Here is a 19,985-nt window from a genome sequence, read left to right on the forward strand (position 1 = left end):
TATGATGCAATAAAAAATGACAACAGCGATGAGTATTCGCTCATCGCTGTTGTACAAGTCCTAAATTACTTGAATGCTTGATTATATTCTACTCTGATAAGTATACAAATCAAAGTATCGACCTTCTTTTTTGATCAGCTCATCATGGGTTCCTCGTTCCGCAATCTCTCCTTTTTCAATGACTAAAATTTGATCCGCTTGTCGAATGGTACTCAATCTATGCGCAATGACAAATGTTGTTCTTCCTTTCATCAATGCCGCTAGACTCTTTTGAATAAAGGCTTCACTTTCATTGTCAAGATTTGATGTGGCTTCGTCCAATACGATGATTTTAGGGTCGGCTAAAACAGCCCGCGCAATTGCGATCCGTTGTCTTTGTCCACCGGAAAGTTTTACTCCTCGTTCTCCAATCACAGTTTCTAAACCTTCTTCAAATCCATCAGCGAATTCATTCACGTAGGCCGCTTCCACCGCAGCAAGTAATTCTGCTTCTGTTGCATTCGGCCGAGGGAATAAAATATTCTCTCTTATCGTTCCCTCGAAAAGGAAATCATCTTGTAAAACAACACCTAAATTATGTCTATAGCTCGGTAAATCGACTTGTGATAAGTCATTTCCATCCACCAATACTTGTCCTGAATGAGGAAACATAAAACTTGATGCTAATCCAGCAATTGTTGTTTTACCTGATCCTGATGTTCCAACCAAAGCTGTTATTGAACCCAATGGGGCTTTAAATGAAACATTTTTTACTACGTCTTTATCGTCCTCATACGCAAAAGAAACTTGGTCGAATTCTATATTTCCAACTACTTTGTCCAACTTAATAGGTCGGCTATGCAGATCGTTTTCTTGTGTCATTTGTAATAATTCTTCCGTTCGATCAAGACCCGCTAATGCTTCTGTTAATTGGCTACCGATATTTCCCATTTGAACAATCGGTGCAATCATAAATCCAAGGAATAATGTGAAGGCAAGAAAATCTCCCATTGTCATTGTTCCTTCCATCATATAGAATCCACCAATCCCCATTATACCAGTTGAAGCTAATCCTAATAAAAATGTAGATGAACTGGTCATAAAAGCAGTTGCTGTCAAACTTTTCTTCACATTTAGAAATAATCGATTGACACCTTCTTCAAAAATATGATTCTCTTGGTCTTCTGCATTAAACCCTTTTATAACACGAATGCCATTCAATGATTCTGTTAATCGACCGGTAACCTCTGCGTTTATTTTTCCTCTATTTCTAAATATCGGTCGAATATAACCAAAGGCTTTTAATGCAATTACAGCGAATATTATAACAGGAACAAGTACAAAGAAAGTCATCTTAGCATTGATACTAATTAGAATAAAAACAGAAGCAATCGCCGTTATTGAGCCTCCAACTAATTGAACGAGTCCCGTTCCAATTAAATTTCTTACGCCTTCAACATCAGTCATTATTCTAGATACCAACTCTCCTGATTTTGTATTGTCAAAATAATTAATCGGTAAAGAAATAACATGTTTTTGCACCTTGGCTCTTAAAAGGGAAATGAGATGTTGTGCTTCAACACTTAAAATTCGTGTCAATAAAAATGACGTTATGGATTGTAATAAGATGGCAACGCCGACAACAATCAATAAATTTCTTAAGCCAACAAAATCAGATTGTGGCACTATATCATCAATTAAAATCTTACTTTGCCAAGGTAAAATTAAACTCGCTGCTCTACTAATTAATATTAAAATTAATCCTATAAATACTATTTTTCTACGCGGCCAAATAAACTCAGTAAACGCTTTTTTTAAACCAGACTTTTTCTCACTCATGGTACAAAGTTACACAGAATTTATATGTTGCAACATAAGTTGTAAATCATTTTAGTTTCCTTAATTTTACTTTAACTATGATAACTGTAGAAGAAGCAAAAGAAAAGTTGAAGAATACTGTTCCAATACTGGGTTCAGAAAAGGTAGTACTAACCAAAGCATTAGGGCTAGTTTTGGCTGAAAATATTTATTCACCTATCGAAATGCCTGGCGTTGATCAATCTGCCATGGATGGCTATGCCTTGCATTATTCGGATGACATTAGGCAATATAATTTAGTCGGAGAAGTGGCTGCAGGATCAAGTGAAAATCCAAAATTAAAAATTGGCGAAGTTGTTCGAATTTTTACTGGAGCGCGTGTTCCTGACGATGCCAACCTTGTTGCTCAGCAGGAAATTGTAACGAGAACAGACAAACATATTAAATTAACAGAAGATGTTAAGGTCGGTAAGAACATTCGATTAAAAGGTGAGCAAATAAATACAGGAGACTTGGCTTTGGCAAAAGGAACGGTTCTTAATGCTGGTGGTATTGGTTTCTTGGCTGGCTTAGGTTTTACTGAGGTGGATGTTTTTAAACGACCAAAAATTACAGTGATTACAACAGGAAATGAATTAATTCAACCTGGAAAAGAAATTCAACCAGGCCAGATATACGAAAGTAATTCGCTCATGTTGGTCGCTGCATTAAATGAATTCGGCTTTGATGCGGAGGATGTTGTTACTGTGGCTGACAATTATGAGCATACTAAAAACACGATTGATGCAGCCATAGAAAAATCGGATTTGGTGATGATTACTGGTGGAATATCTGTGGGTGATTATGACTTTGTGGAGGATGCTTTGAAGGAGTTAAACGTTGACGAATTGTTTTATAAAGTGAAACAAAAACCGGGTAAACCACTTTTCATGGGGCGGAAAGAGAATAAAATGATTGCCGCATTACCTGGCAATCCCGCTTCGGCTTTAACCTGTTTTTATATTTATGTATTGCCTACTTTGAATCATTTAATGGGGAAAGGGTTTAAAGAATTGCAACAAGAGGAATTTATTTTAAATAATAGTGTCCGATCGAATGGTCAAAGAGCTGAGTTTTTAAAGGCATATATAGAAGGAAGTAAAGTAAGCGCATTGGCGCAACAAAGTTCTGCCATGCTAATGTCTTATGCGAAATCCAATGCTTTAATTTATTTACCTGTTGGTACAACCAATATTGATGCTGGTGAAAAAGTAACCGTTTATCGCATCAATGACTGATCAATTAGATAAAAATTTAACTGTAATTATTCTTGCTGGAGGTAAAAGCAGCAGAATGGGGCAGGATAAAGGTCTGATGTTTTATGATGGTCAGCCAATGATTCAATATGTCATTGAAATTGCAGAACAATTGACGAAGGATATTCTCATTGTTTCAAATAAGGATGACTACAATCAATTTAATTACCCTGTTCTTCCCGATATTATTCAAGATAAAGGTCCGTTGGCAGGTGTCGTGACAGGTTTAGAGTCGTCAACTACTGATTTGAATTTAATACTTACTTGCGATGCCCCATTTATTACTGTCGAGTTTTTAAATTGGCTAAAAATAAGAATGGAACAATTTGATGTTGCTATTCCGCAGTATGAGAATCGAATCTATCCCTTAACAGGTTATTATAAACGAACGACTTTACCTGTCTTAAAGAGACATCTAGATCAAAATAATTTGAGAATAAAAAGCGTTATTGAATCGTTAAATACGCAGTTTATAAAGGCAGATGATTTTAATCAACAGAATTTTAGAAATTTAAACACAGTAGAAGATTTATGATGTATAAGGTTAAATATTTTGGTCGAATAGCTGAATTGATTGGAAGTTCTGAAGAAAACTTCGAAGGTGAAAATATAATTACAATTGCAGATTTTCAAAATAAGTTGATTGAGAAATATGATCTGTTGGCCAATGAGAAATTCTCAATTGCAGTGGATATGAAAATAATGGAATTGACAACATTTCTGAATGATGCTAATGAAATAGCAATTTTGCCGCCCTTTGCAGGAGGTTAATGCAGTACATTATTTGATTTCATTTCTTGTTTTTCTTTCACTTCTAGTGAGTTAATCCATATTTTTGCAGCTTTTACAGTCGAAAATGCTTTGGTGGGAACAACAGGACGATTAATTTTAGTCATGATATCTACCATTATCTTTTGTGCCATGGTAGAAACTACAAAAGCATCAGCTTTTTTAAATACACTTCCCTCTTTGCTTGATGATAATTCCCTTGCGTCTTTATGTGGTAAAGTATGTTGCCCAACTTTTATGATGTGGTAATAGCGATTTCCATTGCCCAATAGCTGAACAGCATCGAATAATTCGTTAAAATCATCTTTTTCAAAAACGACATTCGGTTGAATGTCAATGTAGATTATTTTGCTTTTTTTCAGTTTTACAACTGCTTTAGTACAATTTATTTTCTGCATTTATCTGATTTTCAAGTGAAGATACATAGACTTGAATCCGTTTCTTGATTAAATAAGATATGCGTGCATAATAATTCGATGAACGGTTATTTTTCTGTTCGATGTGTAAAGCGTTCGAATAGAATTAATTATACTAATTATTAGGAATATCTTAAGACAAGACTGCGATAAGTTAGATTTGCTTGGTAACTTTGTAATAAGGCGAAGATATGTTGAGTATAGAAGAAAAACAAAGGTATAATAGGCATCTAATTCTTAGTGAAATAGGTGAGGAAGGGCAATTAAAAATCAAATCTGCAAAAGTTTTGGTGATAGGTGCCGGAGGTTTAGGTTGTCCAGCTTTACAATATTTGGTTGGGGCTGGAATAGGAACTATTGGTATTGTTGATTTTGATACAATCGATTTGTCTAATTTGCAACGTCAAGTTTTATTTACGATTGATGATATTGGTAAGAATAAAGCTACGGTAGCCGCAGAACGATTATCGCAACTAAATAATCATACTGTTTTTAAGGTGTATACAGATAAACTTACCACTGAAAATGCATTGTCTATTTTTGAAGCTTATGATTTTGTATTAGATGGAACGGATAATTTTTCAACGCGATATTTGGTAAATGATGCATCTATTATTACAAAAACGCCACTTGTTTATGGATCCATTTATAAATTTGAAGGGCAATTATCTGTCTTTAATTATAAAGATGGTCCTTCCTATCGTTGTTTGTTTCCAAATCCACCAGAGCCTGGAACGGTGCAGAATTGTTCGGAAATTGGTGTCTTAGGAATTTTACCTGGTACCATCGGTACGCAAATGGCTAACGAAGCGATAAAGTTAGTATTGGGTATTGGTACATCATTGTCTGGTTTTTTAATGTTATACAATGCATTAGAAACGTCTTATACTAAATTAAGTTTTAATCGATCGGCAGATCAGGTAGAGCAAGTTTTAGCAAATGTGGAAAATTTTAAGACACAGGATTATGATTTGTTTTGTGCTTTAAAAACTGCTTTAAATGAAGATGAAATTGACTTAACAGCATTGTCTGGTTATCTCAATACCAAAGACTATACAATTGTTGACATAAGAGAAGCTTGGGAATTGCCTGAATTTGTAGGTGACAATGTTATTCAAGTGAATATGGCAGCATTAAAAGAAGTGAAGTACAGGTTAGATTTAAATAATACAATTGTATTAATTTGTCAAACAGGTTTTCGTTCAAGTCAAGCTAAAACATATTTAGAAAATGAGATTGAAGGAATTGAGATTTTGCATTTAAAAGGAGGAATTGAAGATTATGGAAAATAAGAAACCAATGAAAAAGGCATTGTTTGCAGGGCCAATTAGTCCCGAGAAAATTGCTACATCAATAGCACACCATCAAGTGAAAACTAATATCGGTGCACATGATATATTCTTAGGTCAAGTAAGAGCCGATGAAATTGATGGGCAAATTGTCAAAGGCATTGAGTATTCGGCTTATGATGAAATGGCGGAGCAAAAAATCCATGAAATCAGAGAAGCCGCTTTTGAGAAATTCGATCTGACTTGTATGCATATTTATCACAGTACTGGTTTTGTAGCTGCAGGAGAGATTTGTCTTTTCGTTTTTACATCCTCCAAACACCGTCAAATGGCAATGGATGCTTGCCGTTATTTGGTAGAAGAAATTAAAGCACAAGTGCCAGTTTTTGGAAAAGAAATATTTGAGAATGATACCCACCAATGGAAGGTGAATCAATAGGAATTTTATATGGTTAATATCACAGAAAAATCTAATACACTTCGAACGGCAATTGCTGAAGCTATTGTTAAAGTAAGTAAGATTGAAACAATACAAGCAATCGAAAATGACACGGTTCCTAAGGGCAATGTTTTTGAAATGTCGAAAGCAGCAGGATTATTAGGTGTGAAAAAAACACCGGATTTATTGCCTGATTGTCATCCCATTCCAATTGAGTATACACGTATTTCATATACTATTGAAGGGCTGGAGATTCGAATAGAGATGGAAGTTCGAACGATTTATAAAACGGGTGTAGAGGTTGAGGCTATGCATGGCGCAAGTATTGTGGCGCTGAATATGTATGATATGTTGAAGCCAATTGATAAAGGAATTGAAATTGGAACCATTCGGTTAAAATCTAAAAAAGGCGGAAAAACGGATTATAAGGACAAATTCTTGAATAAAAAGGATTTAAAGGCCGCTGTGATTGTTTGTTCTGATACCATTTCTGCAGGTCAGAAAGAAGATAAAGCAGGCAAAGCGATCATCGCTAAATTGGAGGCGAGTGGTGTGCAAATAAAAGCTTATGATATCATACCAGATGAAAAGGAAAGCATTCATGCTAAACTAAATGATTATCATCAGCAAGGAATGAACTTAATCATTTTTACAGGTGGAACAGGTTTGTCGAGTAGAGATGTAACACCCGAATCAATCGAACCACTATTGGATCGTAAAATTCCTGGTATTGAGGAAACCATTCGTGCTTATGGACAAAATAGAATGCCTTATGCAATGTTGTCGAGAAGTGTTGCGGGTGTAAAAGGAGAATCTTTAGTGTTGGCTTTGCCAGGCTCCACCAATGGAGCGAAGGAAAGTATGGATGCGATTTTTCCAGAAGTGTTGCACGTATTTGGTATTTTGAAAGGTGCGGGACACTAAACTTTAAATGCCTTTTCTACTGAAATTTCAGATCCTTCTGCTAAGAATATCGAACTTGGTTTTTCTTGACTGAGAAAGGCAAAATCTTTGCCATAAACAGCTTCAAAATCAACATCAATTGTATAATCCGTTACTGGATAGATATCCCAAGTAGGATGTTTAACCTCATATTCAAAACTCTTTTCATTATTGATGCGGGTATAGCCCCAATAATGCTCGCTTATAAAATTAGGTAAGCTATTAATTATAGGTTGCGCTGGAGAATTAACTGCTTTCACTTCAATTGATTGCCATTTTTTATTGTTTCTCCATGCATATTTAATCAAAAGCTCATCTTTATTAATGACCCATTCATGTTTCATTTTTCGTGTAACATAATGTTCCTTGTAAATTAAATTAGCGACAGAACTAATGGCGCGTTTTGGCACTATTTCTTGAATAAAAACGACACCTCTTTTTCCTTTATGATCAACATAAAAACGTAAGTTAATTTCTTCAAAATTAATGTGGAATGGAATCTTCATGCCCAGCATTTTTGTGTTCTTGAAGCAAAAGCCTACAATACTTACGTAACATTTACCTTCGAATAAATCTATGCTTGTTTGCGCAGGTAAATATTTGTTGAGGATTACCGGATCGATTTCATAGTTAATGAGGATTAATTTTCGCCATTCTGCATTTAAAAAACTCATAATTTTCAAGGATAATTTTAAGTTTTGAATTTACACAATTAATGCTGAATTTAATGGTGAAGTATAGCTAAATAATCTTTTTCCAGACAACCATTCAAAATTGAGTTCCGTATTTAAAATAAATATAACGATATGAAAAAGATAACATATTTAATCCTAACAATTTCTCTTGGTTTATTTTCATGTAAGAAACACGAAATAATTCCAGGGCCAATTCCAACATCGAATTTAGAAAATGTTTTTACTGACAATGTTGAAGATGCCAAACAAGATTTTACCATTAACAACAATGCCGGTGGCTCATTTACAGGTGTAGATGGAACAATTGTAACCGTTCCTGTAGATGCATTTGTTTATGCAGATGGATCTACTGTAACTGGAGCAGTAAATATTGAAATGATTGAAGTTTTAAATTACAATGATATGGTTTTGATGAATAAACCAACGGTATCAGGTGATAATATTTTAGTATCAGGTGGTCAATTAAAAATAACAGCAACTAAAAGTGGTAGTCAGGTATATTTGGCACCAGATGCAAGTCTATCTGTAATGGTTCCAACTGATGCGCCAGATGATAGAATGGCTTTGTACGAAGGGATTGAATCGTTAGACGGTCCTGTTGATTGGGCTTTAATTGAAGATACAGTTGTGGTGGTGGAAGAAGATAGTTTAGAAGGAGGAGTGTATTATTATTTCGAATTTGATAATCCAGATTTAGGTTGGATTAATTGTGATTATAGATGGGATAATCCAGCGCCACAGACTACTATTTCAGCGGTTTTAGATGCGGAATATAGAATTCGATATACAAGCTGTTTTGTTGTGTTTCCAGAAATTAATTCTGTAATAAACCTTTATCCTAACGATACTATTTCATCAACTTATAGGCTAAATAATGTTCCAACTGGTTCACGTGCAATTTTTGTCTGTGTCGCCGAAATTGATGATGTCTATTATAGTTATATCTCTGATGAGACAGCAATTACAATGGATCATATGGAAACAGCGGTAATGAGCCCGTCAACACTTGAAGATATTGAAGCTGCAATTGCTGATCTATAAATAAATTAGTAGTTAATTTTTGTCCATTTTAACTATTGAAATCAATAGGGTTGAGTCGTTAGGCTTGACCCTATTGTGTTTAAATGCAACCTTTTAACTTCTTTTTGGGTTTAGTACTTGATAGCCTCTAAAATACTGCTATGAAAACTTAGATTAAAACTTAACTTTTAACTATGAAACTTTTTTTATTCTTTTCAATTTTAGCTATCTCATTAAGCTCATTTTCTCAATGTGAAGATCTTGATTTTGATACAACAATCTATCATCCTACTTGTCCAGGATTCTCTGATGGAAGTATTTTAGCAGCCCCCTTTGGAGGTTTAGAACCGTATACAATAGTTTATACAAATACGGATGGCGATGTTGTAAACGATTTAATGGGGCCTGGTACAGGTAACTCGCTTCACGCTGGCTGGTATTACTATGAGATAACAGATGCAGACGGATGTACTTTAAGGGATTCAGCTTTATTAGTCGATCCTGATGCGATAGAAATTGATTATGAAATGACGGATCCAACGCATCCTGATTCTTGTGATGGTTCAATAAGATTTTGGTCTACAATAGCACCAGATGATGTATACGAATTGGAAGATTTGTGTTATGGAGTAGTAACGGTATCCTTAATAAATGAACATGGTTGTGATGCTACTTTCGATATAGAATTAGCGCTATGGCTAGGGATAAATGATCATAATGCAAATGATTTAATTGAAATTTACGCGTTTAACAATCGACTTTATATTAATAATATCAATCAAGCTTCAATTTTAACTTTATATGATTTAAGTGGAAGATTGGTTGAGCATAGACAAATTAACGAAGGGAATCAAATAATTGAGTTGAATACTGAATCGGGAGTCTATATTTATACGCTGCAGGTTGGAAATAAGGTCGTTAAAACAGGTAAGATTATTTACTAGAATGGTTTAATCTTCAATAATATTTTCAAATACCATATCGTAATCATCTTCTTCGTTCAATTTAAAGATACGTGCATAAAGTTTTGTTGAAGCAAGTTGTTCCTTTTTTTGAGCTGTTCCAACAATAATTAAGGGTTCATAATTGTCTCCAGCCATTAAAAATATAAATTCGTTGTCTAGCCAAACATAAGTACCATCTTTCTGTTTTAATCTATAATTATAACCAATTTTATAATCGGAAATATCATCTTTATCAAGGTTTATAAAGTATTTGTTTATGCTAACAAATGTGTTAGAGTTCATTATTATATTATCCGCTGGATGAATTAAATCGTAAAATTTAAAAGGCCCCATTGCGATAATTTCTTCTTTTGTGTAACCTTCTACTTCTGGTGTGTTAGAACTTAAGAAAAGGAATTTTGACTGCCTGAAATCAATAAAGAAGAGAACAGTAGTTTTATCTTCTTGAATAATGTTTTTGTATCGATCTTGATCAAAACAGGACATTTCCACTTCCAAAAAATCGCTGATCGCAGCTGCCTTTGCTTTTTCAAGGTCTTCAATAAATTGATTGTTCATAATGGGAAGTATTTACAATTAAATATACGCATTATATGGATATTTAACGCATCTACTGCTAATTGAATATCCGTTAAGTCATCATTGTTTATGCTAAATAGATCTTAAGATACGAGATTTTTAAAAATGAAGACAACCTCGTCATTGAAGGTGTTGTTTTGATAATTACTATATTCAAAAAAATATTTACTATATGTTTGCAGCAATTTATTCGTTTAAGGTAAAAAAAGGTGAAGAAGATATCTTTATCAAATCATGGCGGTCGTTAACAGAATTGATTTATGAATTTGAGGGAAGTTTGGGGTCCCGTTTGCACAAACAAGCTGATGGATTGTATATTGCTTATGCCCAATGGCCAAGTAAAGATATTTGGAAAAATGCTGGTCAAAATTTACCGGGTTTTGCGGATGGCGTAAAGAAATTGATGAAAGCTGCTTGCTCGAGTATTGAAACAATACATGAACTGGAAATGGTGAGTGATTTTATTCAACCAGATGTTTATTAAATGAAACTATTTTGTCTTAGCGGTTTAGGAGTCGATCTTCGTGCTTTTGATCATTTTGATATTGAGGATGTTGAAATTCAATTGGTTTATCAAAAATTTTAAATGAAATGAATATAAATCATACCTTTTTCGTAATATCGTTTTTAGTTATAATTGCCAATATAAAAGGGCAAGAAATACACAAAACTATAGCTGATAGTGTTTTTCACCAAGGTGATATAATTTTGTGCCCCGAATAAGGTATTCATTTAAACTTAATTTACAAATAGAAGACCTACCGTCAGAATTAATAGAAATCGCGGAGTTTTTGCAAAGGTATCCAACACTTATTTTTGAGCTAAGATGTCATACTGATACGCGAGGTAGTAAAAAAGCGAATCTCGAATTAAGTGAGAAACGTGCAGTTGCAATAAAAAACGATTTAATTTCTCAGTTTGGGATTGTTGAAAAGCAAGTTGTTTCAAAAGGTTATGGAGAAACTGTACCTATTTACGAAGAAGTAGTTATAGAAAAAATGCCAATTGATAAACAAGCTGAATTTCATTCTAAAAACAATAGAATTGAACTAAAAGTATTAAGTATTGGCTCTGAATGAGGCAAATAGTTTACTAATTTAATGACCTATGATAAAAATTACCATAATTCTCTCGATTCTAGGAACGATCTCTGCCTGTCAATCGACAGCGCGCCAAGACAAAGTTGCAGCCATACAAATTGATACAATTAATGGTGTGAAGGATTCGGTTCAAGTTGTAAATGAGCCCAAAAGTGAAGTTTTTTCTACCTTATTCGACCGTTCAGAAATTAAAACAGCATTAGCCGTAAAAAAAGCCAATAAGGAAGATTTAATTGTCCATTTATACATTCCCCTTTGTGATAACGAACATCAAGGCATTGTACCAACTTCTAAATCGTTAGGTGATGGCATGAGTATTCGAACGAATCTTTATTGGGCAACCAGCGGTGGAACAAAAGCTTATTTTAAAAAGTTGCCCGATTGGAAATTGCGATATGACGAATTGGATATTGATTCGAATGTGCTAGAAAGAATGGTGTTTGAAAAAGAATTTGAAGGCCAAAAAGTCTATTTAATTGCAGATGCTTATCGTGGAGATAGGATGGAAGAGACCATCAATAATTATCTATCAGCTATTTCAGGAGCACATAAAGACTCAATTCTATTGAATAATAATACGACAATAGTTGCAGCAGGAAATGCGGATATGGTTATGTTTAATGGCCACAATGGAATGATGGATGCTATTCACGTACAAGATTGGCCCAATGTTGATGGTAAACAAAAAGATATTGTCATGAATGCATGTGTTTCCTATGGTTATTTGCAAAACGAATTCATGAAAGCTGGAGGTTATCCTTTAGTTCGAACGAATACGTTACTCTACCCAGGTGCTTATGTTTTAGACCAAATCATTAAAGACTGGGTGAATGGCGTTGATGAAAAACAACTTTGCCTGAATGCCGGTCGCACTTATTGCCAAAAACACGATTGTGGCGCAGGAACGAAAGTGTATAAAACAGGATGGTAATTATAAATCACCACCCCATTTCAATTCTAATATCCTCTTAAAATATTATCCTCAAATTCATATCCTTCAGCAAATCTTTTCTTTGCTAATTTTTTATATTCAACCAACGCCCAAAGCACAAATTCTTTAGCGAATAAACGATCTTTTTTAGCCAATTCTGGCTGATATTTTTCTAGAATATTATCCAAAGGTTTTATTTGATTGATAGCTTTTTCAAATGTCTTTTCATTGACTTCGTTCTCTAATTCGAATCCTGGATTATTGATAAACCATTCTGTTAATTGATCAAAATCATCATACTGACCAGGCTTGGAAAGTTTTTTAATCTCCACAAAATTTTCGTCAAAAAGGGATTTGATCGCATTCCCAATTAATAAATTGGCAACACCTTCAGCGCCTTCTTGTTCTCCTTCATAAACCAATTCAACTTTTCCTGTGATTGCGGGAATGATACCCAACAAATCACTCATTCGAATGCCTGTTTTTTGGTCTCCTGATTTTAATAATCTTAATTCGGCTGTGCTTAAAAGATTCTCATAAGCGGTAATTGTCATTCTTGCAGAAATACCACTTTTGGCATCAATGAATTCACTTTTTCTTGCCTCAAAACTAATCTGCTCTAAAATATCTTTCGCCAATTCAGGCACATGTATATTGCCTGCCAATAACTTGTCTACTTTGGCTTCTTGTGCTGTGATTTCTTTTGAAATATCTCGCGTAATAGGGTAGTGTGTTAATATTTGAGAACCAATTCTGTCTTTTAAAGGCGTTACAATACTTCCTCTATTCGTATAATCCTCTGGGTTGGCAGTAAAGACAAATTGCAAATCCAATTCCATTCTAATCTGGAATCCTCTAATTTGTACATCACCTTCTTGCAAAATATTAAACAAGGCCACCTGAATCCTAGCTTGTAAATCGGGTAATTCATTGATCACAAATATCGAACGATTCGCACGTGGAATCATGCCATAATGAATCACACGTTCATCTGCATAAGTCAGTTTTAAAGTCGCTGCTTTTATCGGGTCTACATCTCCAATTAAATCGGCAACAGTTACGTCCGGCGTTGCTAGTTTTTCAAAGAACCTTTTGTCTCTATGAATCCATTCGACAGGTGTTTTATCTCCTTCAGCTGCTATTTTATCAATGGCATATTTAGAAATGGGTTTCAAAGGATCATCGTTAATTTCAGAACCTGCAACTACAGGCATCCATTCGTCTAATAAATTGACCAATGATCTTGCAATTCTTGTTTTTGCCTGACCTCTTAGTCCTAATAGATTTATATTGTGTTTTGCTAATATCGCACGTTGTAATTGTGGAATTACTGTTGCGTCATAACCAATGATTCCAGAAAAAGGTGTTTTCTTTTCCTTCAACATATTGATGAGGTTCGTTCTCAACTCATCCTTAATGCTTTTGTATTTATAATCGGATTTTTTTAATGCGCCGAGTGTTTTTATTTTATTGTGATCCATAATAATTTATCCTTGAGAATCTTTATTTGATTCGTTTTTTTCTATTCGTTTCGTAATCTTCAAAAATCATTTCACCCAGTCCTTTTAAACCGGTATAGAATGCTTTTCCTCTATTTTCTTGTGTGAACTTTTCTACAAATTCCATTAAATATTCATCCTGTGCAATCATGAATGTGGTGATAGGAATTTGCAATTTTCTTGCTTGTTTCGCCATATTATAACATTTGTCTGTTATCTCTGGATCTAAGCCAAAACTGTTTTTATAATATTCGCCATTCGGCAAACGCAAGCAACTTGGTTTACCATCGGTAATCATAAAAATCTGTTTATTCGTATTCTTCTTTCTGCGCAAAAGGTCCATTGCCAATTGAATGCCAGCAACCGTGTTCGTATGATAAGGACCAACTTGCAAATAGGGAAGATCTTTCACTTTAATCGGCCAGGCATCATTGCCAAAAACCAGAATATCTAATGTGTCTTTTGGGTAACGCGTTCGAATTAATTCGACCAAAGCCATTGCGACTTTTTTAGCCGGTGTGATTCTGTCTTCGCCGTATAAAATCATACTGTGACTGATGTCAATCATCAAGACCGTACTCATTTGTGCTTTATGGTGATTCTCATTGACAATCAAATCCTTCTCAAAAAGCTGAAAATCTCCAATACCATTGTTAATCTGGGCATTTTTGATACTTTCTGTGATTGCAATTTGTGATAGTGAGTCTCCAAAAGCGTAATTCTTAAATTCACCACTCTCCTCTGTTCCCGATCCAATATGTTTTGTGGTATGATTCCCTCGTCCTGATTTCCTTAATTTACCAAAAATCTGGTTCAATGCATTCTGTCGAATGGCTTGTTCTGTTTTTTCAGTGATCGATAAGCCTCCTTGTTTGTTGGGATCATCATCATCTTTTAAGTAGCCTCGTTTTTTTAGATCTTCAATAAAGTCATCTAAATTATAATCGCGCGTACTTAATTTATATTCTTTGTCCAGTTCTGCTAACCAGTCCAATGCCTCATCTACATCCCCTGACGTGTGGGTGATTATTTCTTTAAAAATGTCGAAAAATTTATCGAAAGGTTCTTTCTTTTCTTCAACAAATTCAGTAAAAATAAAGCCACTTCTTGTATTTGGTTTATCCATTTGTTTCTTTGACTTTTTAACTGTTCCTATCTATTAATCGCTTGAAAAGAGATAGCCTTACTAAGTTAAGGTTAAATTTTCGTTTGGATAAAGCAGAATGATTAATTCTCTGTTAATTGCTGTTAAAATTGATTCAGAATTTTAACTTAGCTGAAAACTTTTATACTATGAATAGAATAAGAATTATTGCTATAGTAGCAATATCCCTGCTAATTTCCATTAATTATGGCTTCAGTCAAGTCAAAATGGCGGACAATGATGTTGAGCTTTTTATGATAAAATTTCATGAAAATGATCGCTTACAAATTGTAGAATGCGTTAGTGTTGAATACGGATATCTGGTAATAACTCGTGAGCCAATTAGAGGACCTGGAGGTTGGTATTATTATATTGAAAAGTATGATCATGAATTTAAGTTAATCAGTTCAAAGAATATTACAGAGCAATTTGAAAAGGAAGATTTCATACTTGAAAAATTGCTAGCTGTTGATGGGAAGTATATTGTAATATCCTATAAGTACTCAAAATTGAGTAAAACGCTTATTATTTATGGGCAAGAATTAGATATTGAGTCTACAAAACTTACAGAACCAATAGAATTGTATCAAGAACAGTCAGAGAAATGGAATGGCACAGTGAATTTTGAGGTTATGACTTCACCGAATAAGGACTTCTTTCTTTTATCTGTAAATCCAACCACAAGAAAAACAGGTGAAGCATTATCTTTTTTAGCATTTGATAAAGAATTGAATAAGCTTTGGGAGTCTTTAGATTATATGATCAACGAAGGGGAGAAAGTATTTACTACTTTTGAGGTTGCATTTGGTAATGAAGGACAAGTTTTTCTTCTAACCATGACAAGGCCTGCTACAATCAAAGGTGCTTCGGCTAAATATTCTTCAGATAAATATGAGCTAACAATCATTAATGACGGCAGCGTTGAAGAGAAAATTAAGCTTGAGTCAGGCGTTGAGAGAGAGATAATGAATATGTCTGTTGTAATGCTCGAATCAGGCGAAGTATATGCAGGAGGTTATTACCGTAAAGTTGATAAGGGGCATGGCTTAGATGGTGAGGTGCTTTTTGAAATTGATTCAAAGACAAATGATATTAAAGAAGAGCGTTGGCATGAATTCAGTAAGGAGTTTATTACATCTGAACTGTCAGAACGACAATTAAAAAAGGCGAATGCTAAAGAGTCGAAAGGACGTGATTTAGGTTTGATTGATTTGTTTTTAAGAGATATCATTAAACATGATGATGGAACTATTTCAATGGTCGGTGAAATTTTTTGGATCACAACTACAACAACTACGAATGCAAATGGGAGTACATCGACAAGAACTACATATCATTACGGAGATCTAATCATTAGCAGAGTTAATGGTGGTGATTTTATTAATGCTCGATATTTAAGACATAATACTTATGATGGAGCAACAGCCTATTTTAATGCGAAAAACGAATTGATTCTAGTTGAGCTAGGTCAGTTGCTTGACGCATATGATGGTGATTATGACGTTCTCGATCGTAAGGTTAAAAAATCTTTGAAAACGCGAGCGATCGTACAAACAACTGTTGATGCTGCTGGCGAACAAACTGTTGAAGCTGCTGTAAATTTTGCAGATCCAAAGAAGGATGGCTTAGCTGTAGATAGACAAATTGTTAAAGTTGCAACAGTGAATGTTAATGAATTCGCTAATGAACTTATAATTAGAGGAAGAATAGGAAAGGTAGTTCAATTGATTCGAATTAAATACTAAATTATTAATTACATGAAAAATGATAGTCTTACTAAGCTAAGACTATCATTTTTGTTTTAAAGGGATCCTAACACAATTTCTATGTTAGTTGCTGTTGAATTACCTTTGAAACAATATATTCGTTAAAACATTTATCTATGAAAAATCTAAAATTGCTAATTACCAGCATTTTTATAACTTGTTTAGTGTTCAATATTGGTTTCAGTCAGTCAAATGATGATAGCTATACTATAAAAAAAATCTCCGTTAAATATCAAGACAATGAGAATTTTAAAATTCTTGATGTCATGCGATTTTCGCATGGTTATATTGTTTTTTTAAAAGAGCAAATTGAAGGTAAAAAAAAGGGTAAAATTTACATCAATAAATTTAGCTTGAATTATCAACTAATTTCTTCTGTAGATGTGTCTCAAAAATTTATAAAAGAAAAGTTTTATTTTGTAAAAACAATGGAAATGGGTGAGCGAGTGATGTTGTTTTCGTCTCAATACACGAGAAAAACGAAATCAACAATACTTTATGCGCAAGAATTAGACTTGGCCACATTAGAATTGGGGCCTTCAGAAGTCGTAAAAGAATTACAAGGTAAGATTGCTTTTAATATTGATTCAATGGACGATGAAGAAATGTTTAAGGTTAGCGTTGCCTATCGAGGTTTTTTTGGTAGTACAGGAGCTACTTTTACTTGGTTTATTATTGATGATAAACTCAATGAGTTATGGGATTTATCGGCTTATTCCGATGTGTTTAAAGAGGGGTGGATGACGCTTCAAATAGATTTTGTTTTTGATAAGGATGGTAGGGCATACTTATTATATACTTCTGCGCCAACACCTGAAAGTAGATTGATTTTAGATCCGTCTGATTATGAACCGCAGGCTTTAGAGTTGTTAATATTAGAGATTGATGGTGAGGTAACGAGAATTCCGCTTGAAGTATTTGAGGATAAGTATTTTGATATTTTAAAATTAGTGCAATCAAAAACTGATGAGGTGTATGTGGTTGGCTATTATGAAGAGGAAAACAATGTCGGTACTGCAGGTGAGTTTATTATTGAATTGGATAGACAATCTAAAACAATTAAATCTCATAAATGGCTTCCGTTTTCAACAGATTTAATGGATGATTTAGCAGAAGACAAAGAGAAATTTTATAATCTGGAGAATGATAAATTATACATTTATAATCTATACTTCAGAGATGTGGTGTTGCATGATGATGGCTCGTTCACTATTATTGGTGAAATTTATAAGGTAAGTTCAAATTATAATGCATCTACATCAAGTTATGTAAATGTCTATTATTATGGAGATTATATTCTAAGTAGATATGATAAGGAAGAAATGGCGAATTATAGGGTTGATCAAAATAGAAATATTAAACACGCCTCTTATTTCTTCAATGCTAGAAATAAATTGGTTTTTCTTAATTTAGGAACGATGCTGGATCTTCAAGATAGTAATCCAGACGACTTAACAAAAAAAACTAAAAAGGATCTTGAAAAAAGAGAAGTTGTATTTGAAACACAAGTTGATAAATATGGAAGAATTGAAAAAAATGTAATCTATAATATCTCTCAAAGTAAGTACCAGAATTCAATAAAATTTAGATGGCTGGACACTAATTGTTATTTAAATGAATATGAGGGTGGCGTAGAGTTGTTGTGGCATTATATGAATGACAGAGAAGCAGCCGAATTAATGAAGATTACTTATTAATTTAAATTTTAATTATTCAGTCTATTGATAAATAATTAGCTTAATTATGAAAAATTATAATTTACTTTTGTTGGTGATTTGTATGTGTTTAATCAACCAATTTACGGGTTGGGGTCAACATAATAATAGTAGTTCAGAATCAGAACAGCTTTCATTTCCATTTAATCAACACAGTAATCTTCATATACTCGATTGTATAATCTTTGCAGATGGATATATAGTGGTTAGCAAAGAGAATAAAGGTGACCATTTTTTAAGCAAGTATAATCGTGATTTTCAGTTGGTGTCGTCAAAAAATATGACTGAATATTTTTATCATGAGGAGCATGAATTTTTGAAAATAATATCAATAGATGGTAGAATCAACCTTTTTTCTTCAAAATATAATGAGAAGAGTAATGTTTTAAAAATTTTTGGTCTAGAGGTGGATTTTGAAACTTTTAAAATTAGTCCGCCAAAGTTACTTCATAAAGAAGAGTATCTCTCTTTTTTACATGTACCTCTATGTATTGTTGATTATACCTCTGACAAGAATTTAATTAGGATTGAATTGTATACAAGTTTATATATGTTGAACATACCTCGTGGTTGGTTGATATATGATGAATATTTGAATCTAGTAGCGAATACGACAAATCAACTCGAATTTTTTGATATGCATTGTAGTTATAATTCGCATGATTATTCATTTGATTCCGAAGGGAGGAAGTACTTATTGTATGCTCGAATACGAAAATCCTCAAAATCAGAGGATGTTACTAATGCCGCCGATGTAGAAGAGTTTGGGATAACAGTGCAGGGAAGGGACGAACAAATAACGGATATCATTTTTAAGCTTGAGGAGGATAAAAGAATTGTTGAAATGCGTTTAATAGAGTCTAAGACAGGTGAGATCTATATCGCTGGATATTATAATGATGCTGGATCCGTAAAAGCTAAAGGAGAGTTTGTTTTTGAAGTAGATATCCAGAAAAAAACGATTAAAAGTCAGAAATGGTTTAAGTTTTCGAATGACTTATTAGCTGACTTATCGGAGAAAGAAAAAATAGAAATGGTAGATGAAAAAGGAGATGTGTCTATTAAAGATCTTAATTTGCAAAAAGTAGTTTTGCATGACGACGGCTCTTTTTCAATTGTAGGAGAGATTTATAATCGTGAATGGTATGGTTATTTAGCAACGGTAACCAGAACAGCGGCATCGGTTAAAAATTACTATCTTGACTACATAATCAGCAGATATGATAAAAATGAGATAACCAATCATCGGTATGATAAACAAGGTGATTTTGCCTCAAAAGGCAAGTGCTTTAATGTGGATAACCGTTTGGTCATTTTAAATATTGGTACTTTGTTAGATGTTAACAATGCAAACCCCGATGACTTATCTAAAATTGAAGCTAAATCCTTAAATAAAACTGAGGTTGTATATGAGACTATCGTTGATAAATATGGGGAGATCAGTAAAAACGTTATCTACAATATTTCCAAAAGTCCATATAAAGTTTCAAAGAAGTTTAAAAAACCAGCTTTGAATTCTTTTATCGACGAAAACGCAGGTGAAGTTTTGTATCATTATATGAATGACATAGACGCTCAGTTAATGCGAATAACCTACGATTAAA

General features: G+C 33.8%; 20 protein-coding genes. 14 read left to right on the plus strand and 6 right to left on the minus strand.

Going from position 1 to position 19,985, the window contains the following annotated elements; translation table 11 throughout:
- Positions 1–81 precede the first annotated feature (81 nt).
- Entirely contained in the window at positions 82–1,818 is a 1,737-nt protein-coding gene (locus tag T367_RS0100435) for an ABC transporter ATP-binding protein (protein ID WP_027418071.1), read from the minus strand.
- 77 nt (positions 1,819–1,895) lie between these two features.
- Here T367_RS0100435 and T367_RS0100440 point away from each other — a divergent pair, with 77 nt between their 5' ends.
- Genes T367_RS0100440 through T367_RS0100450 form a run of 3 tightly spaced genes read left to right on the plus strand, consistent with a single transcriptional unit; the run spans position 1,896 to position 3,863 of the window.
- Positions 1,896–3,074, plus strand: a complete 1,179-nt coding sequence (locus T367_RS0100440) for a molybdopterin molybdotransferase MoeA (protein ID WP_027418072.1) — start codon at positions 1,896–1,898, stop codon at positions 3,072–3,074.
- Complete coding sequence (mobA, locus tag T367_RS0100445; RefSeq protein ID WP_027418073.1) at positions 3,067–3,627, plus strand: molybdenum cofactor guanylyltransferase; 561 nt, start codon at positions 3,067–3,069, stop codon at positions 3,625–3,627. The genes T367_RS0100440 and mobA overlap by 8 nt, the downstream gene beginning before the upstream one ends.
- Entirely contained in the window at positions 3,624–3,863 is a 240-nt protein-coding gene (locus T367_RS0100450; RefSeq protein WP_027418074.1) for a MoaD/ThiS family protein, read from the plus strand. The genes mobA and T367_RS0100450 overlap by 4 nt, the downstream gene beginning before the upstream one ends.
- Here the strand turns inward: T367_RS0100450 and T367_RS0100455 are convergent.
- A complete protein-coding gene (locus T367_RS0100455) occupies positions 3,860–4,279 on the minus strand; it encodes a DUF7793 family protein (RefSeq protein ID WP_027418075.1) in 420 nt (139 codons plus the stop codon). The two genes, T367_RS0100450 and T367_RS0100455, sit on opposite strands and share 4 nt — an antisense overlap.
- Positions 4,280–4,488: 209 nt before the next feature.
- On the opposite strand from T367_RS0100455, the gene moeB reads away from it, so the two are divergent.
- Genes moeB through moaCB form a run of 3 tightly spaced genes read left to right on the plus strand, consistent with a single transcriptional unit; the run spans position 4,489 to position 6,949 of the window.
- The gene (moeB, locus tag T367_RS20890; protein ID WP_035841968.1) at positions 4,489–5,589 is read left to right on the plus strand and encodes a HesA/MoeB/ThiF family protein; all 1,101 of its coding nucleotides are present in this window, start codon (positions 4,489–4,491) and stop codon (positions 5,587–5,589) included.
- Positions 5,579–6,025, plus strand: a complete 447-nt coding sequence (locus tag T367_RS0100465) for a molybdenum cofactor biosynthesis protein MoaE (RefSeq protein WP_027418076.1) — start codon at positions 5,579–5,581, stop codon at positions 6,023–6,025. Before moeB ends, T367_RS0100465 begins: the two co-directional genes overlap by 11 nt.
- A 9-nt stretch (positions 6,026–6,034) precedes the next feature.
- Positions 6,035–6,949, plus strand: a complete 915-nt coding sequence (gene moaCB / locus T367_RS0100470) for a bifunctional molybdenum cofactor biosynthesis protein MoaC/MoaB (protein ID WP_027418077.1) — start codon at positions 6,035–6,037, stop codon at positions 6,947–6,949.
- Here the strand turns inward: moaCB and T367_RS0100475 are convergent.
- Positions 6,946–7,641: a YqjF family protein gene (locus T367_RS0100475; RefSeq protein ID WP_027418078.1), complete on the minus strand. Its 696-nt coding sequence runs from the start codon at positions 7,639–7,641 to the stop codon at positions 6,946–6,948. The two genes, moaCB and T367_RS0100475, sit on opposite strands and share 4 nt — an antisense overlap.
- Positions 7,642–7,773: 132 nt before the next feature.
- On the opposite strand from T367_RS0100475, the gene T367_RS0100480 reads away from it, so the two are divergent.
- A complete protein-coding gene (locus tag T367_RS0100480; RefSeq protein ID WP_027418079.1) occupies positions 7,774–8,703 on the plus strand; it encodes a hypothetical protein in 930 nt (309 codons plus the stop codon).
- Between the two features lie 173 nt (positions 8,704–8,876).
- Entirely contained in the window at positions 8,877–9,626 is a 750-nt protein-coding gene (locus tag T367_RS0100485; protein WP_027418080.1) for a T9SS type A sorting domain-containing protein, read from the plus strand.
- 6 nt (positions 9,627–9,632) lie between these two features.
- Here T367_RS0100485 and T367_RS0100490 read toward each other — a convergent pair whose 3' ends face one another.
- A complete protein-coding gene (locus T367_RS0100490; RefSeq protein WP_027418081.1) occupies positions 9,633–10,205 on the minus strand; it encodes a PAS domain-containing protein in 573 nt (190 codons plus the stop codon).
- A gap of 193 nt (positions 10,206–10,398) precedes the next feature.
- Here T367_RS0100490 and T367_RS0100495 point away from each other — a divergent pair, with 193 nt between their 5' ends.
- From T367_RS0100495 to T367_RS0100510, 3 genes are all read left to right on the plus strand, one after another.
- Complete coding sequence (locus T367_RS0100495) at positions 10,399–10,710, plus strand: antibiotic biosynthesis monooxygenase family protein (RefSeq protein WP_027418082.1); 312 nt, start codon at positions 10,399–10,401, stop codon at positions 10,708–10,710.
- Between the two features lie 226 nt (positions 10,711–10,936).
- Positions 10,937–11,305, plus strand: a complete 369-nt coding sequence (locus tag T367_RS23485; RefSeq protein ID WP_027418083.1) for an OmpA family protein — start codon at positions 10,937–10,939, stop codon at positions 11,303–11,305.
- Positions 11,306–11,333: 28 nt separating this feature from the next.
- On the plus strand, positions 11,334–12,257 hold the full coding sequence (locus T367_RS0100510) for a hypothetical protein (protein ID WP_027418084.1): 924 nt from the start codon (positions 11,334–11,336) through the stop codon (positions 12,255–12,257).
- 26 nt (positions 12,258–12,283) lie between these two features.
- Here the strand turns inward: T367_RS0100510 and T367_RS0100515 are convergent, their stop codons facing one another.
- On the minus strand, positions 12,284–13,738 hold the full coding sequence (locus T367_RS0100515; protein ID WP_027418085.1) for a sigma 54-interacting transcriptional regulator: 1,455 nt from the start codon (positions 13,736–13,738) through the stop codon (positions 12,284–12,286).
- A 22-nt stretch (positions 13,739–13,760) separates the two neighbouring features.
- Complete coding sequence (locus T367_RS0100520; RefSeq protein ID WP_027418086.1) at positions 13,761–14,882, minus strand: vWA domain-containing protein; 1,122 nt, start codon at positions 14,880–14,882, stop codon at positions 13,761–13,763.
- Between the two features lie 167 nt (positions 14,883–15,049).
- On the opposite strand from T367_RS0100520, the gene T367_RS0100525 reads away from it, so the two are divergent.
- From T367_RS0100525 to T367_RS0100535, 3 genes are all read left to right on the plus strand, one after another.
- Positions 15,050–16,645: a hypothetical protein gene (locus T367_RS0100525; RefSeq protein WP_035841971.1), complete on the plus strand. Its 1,596-nt coding sequence runs from the start codon at positions 15,050–15,052 to the stop codon at positions 16,643–16,645.
- A gap of 137 nt (positions 16,646–16,782) precedes the next feature.
- A complete protein-coding gene (locus tag T367_RS0100530) occupies positions 16,783–18,363 on the plus strand; it encodes a hypothetical protein (protein ID WP_027418088.1) in 1,581 nt (526 codons plus the stop codon).
- Between the two features lie 46 nt (positions 18,364–18,409).
- Positions 18,410–19,984, plus strand: a complete 1,575-nt coding sequence (locus T367_RS0100535) for a hypothetical protein (RefSeq protein ID WP_157454068.1) — start codon at positions 18,410–18,412, stop codon at positions 19,982–19,984.
- Position 19,985: the final 1 nt, after the last annotated feature.

Source organism: Crocinitomix catalasitica ATCC 23190, assembly GCF_000621625.1.
Classification (GTDB): Bacteria; Bacteroidota; Bacteroidia; order Flavobacteriales_D; family Crocinitomicaceae; genus Crocinitomix; species Crocinitomix catalasitica.

Coding starts and splice junctions, on each gene's coding strand:
- T367_RS0100435 (WP_027418071.1), bottom strand. CDS start 1,818: ATGAGTGAGAAAAAGTCTGGTTTAAAAAAAGCGTTTACTGAGTTTATT.
- T367_RS0100440 (WP_027418072.1), top strand. CDS start 1,896: ATGATAACTGTAGAAGAAGCAAAAGAAAAGTTGAAGAATACTGTTCCA.
- mobA (WP_027418073.1), top strand. CDS start 3,067: ATGACTGATCAATTAGATAAAAATTTAACTGTAATTATTCTTGCTGGA.
- T367_RS0100450 (WP_027418074.1), top strand. CDS start 3,624: ATGATGTATAAGGTTAAATATTTTGGTCGAATAGCTGAATTGATTGGA.
- T367_RS0100455 (WP_027418075.1), bottom strand. CDS start 4,279: ATGCAGAAAATAAATTGTACTAAAGCAGTTGTAAAACTGAAAAAAAGC.
- moeB (WP_035841968.1), top strand. CDS start 4,489: ATGTTGAGTATAGAAGAAAAACAAAGGTATAATAGGCATCTAATTCTT.
- T367_RS0100465 (WP_027418076.1), top strand. CDS start 5,579: ATGGAAAATAAGAAACCAATGAAAAAGGCATTGTTTGCAGGGCCAATT.
- moaCB (WP_027418077.1), top strand. CDS start 6,035: ATGGTTAATATCACAGAAAAATCTAATACACTTCGAACGGCAATTGCT.
- T367_RS0100475 (WP_027418078.1), bottom strand. CDS start 7,641: ATGAGTTTTTTAAATGCAGAATGGCGAAAATTAATCCTCATTAACTAT.
- T367_RS0100480 (WP_027418079.1), top strand. CDS start 7,774: ATGAAAAAGATAACATATTTAATCCTAACAATTTCTCTTGGTTTATTT.
- T367_RS0100485 (WP_027418080.1), top strand. CDS start 8,877: ATGAAACTTTTTTTATTCTTTTCAATTTTAGCTATCTCATTAAGCTCA.
- T367_RS0100490 (WP_027418081.1), bottom strand. CDS start 10,205: ATGAACAATCAATTTATTGAAGACCTTGAAAAAGCAAAGGCAGCTGCG.
- T367_RS0100495 (WP_027418082.1), top strand. CDS start 10,399: ATGTTTGCAGCAATTTATTCGTTTAAGGTAAAAAAAGGTGAAGAAGAT.
- T367_RS0100510 (WP_027418084.1), top strand. CDS start 11,334: ATGATAAAAATTACCATAATTCTCTCGATTCTAGGAACGATCTCTGCC.
- T367_RS0100515 (WP_027418085.1), bottom strand. CDS start 13,738: ATGGATCACAATAAAATAAAAACACTCGGCGCATTAAAAAAATCCGAT.
- T367_RS0100520 (WP_027418086.1), bottom strand. CDS start 14,882: ATGGATAAACCAAATACAAGAAGTGGCTTTATTTTTACTGAATTTGTT.
- T367_RS0100525 (WP_035841971.1), top strand. CDS start 15,050: ATGAATAGAATAAGAATTATTGCTATAGTAGCAATATCCCTGCTAATT.
- T367_RS0100530 (WP_027418088.1), top strand. CDS start 16,783: ATGAAAAATCTAAAATTGCTAATTACCAGCATTTTTATAACTTGTTTA.
- T367_RS0100535 (WP_157454068.1), top strand. CDS start 18,410: ATGAAAAATTATAATTTACTTTTGTTGGTGATTTGTATGTGTTTAATC.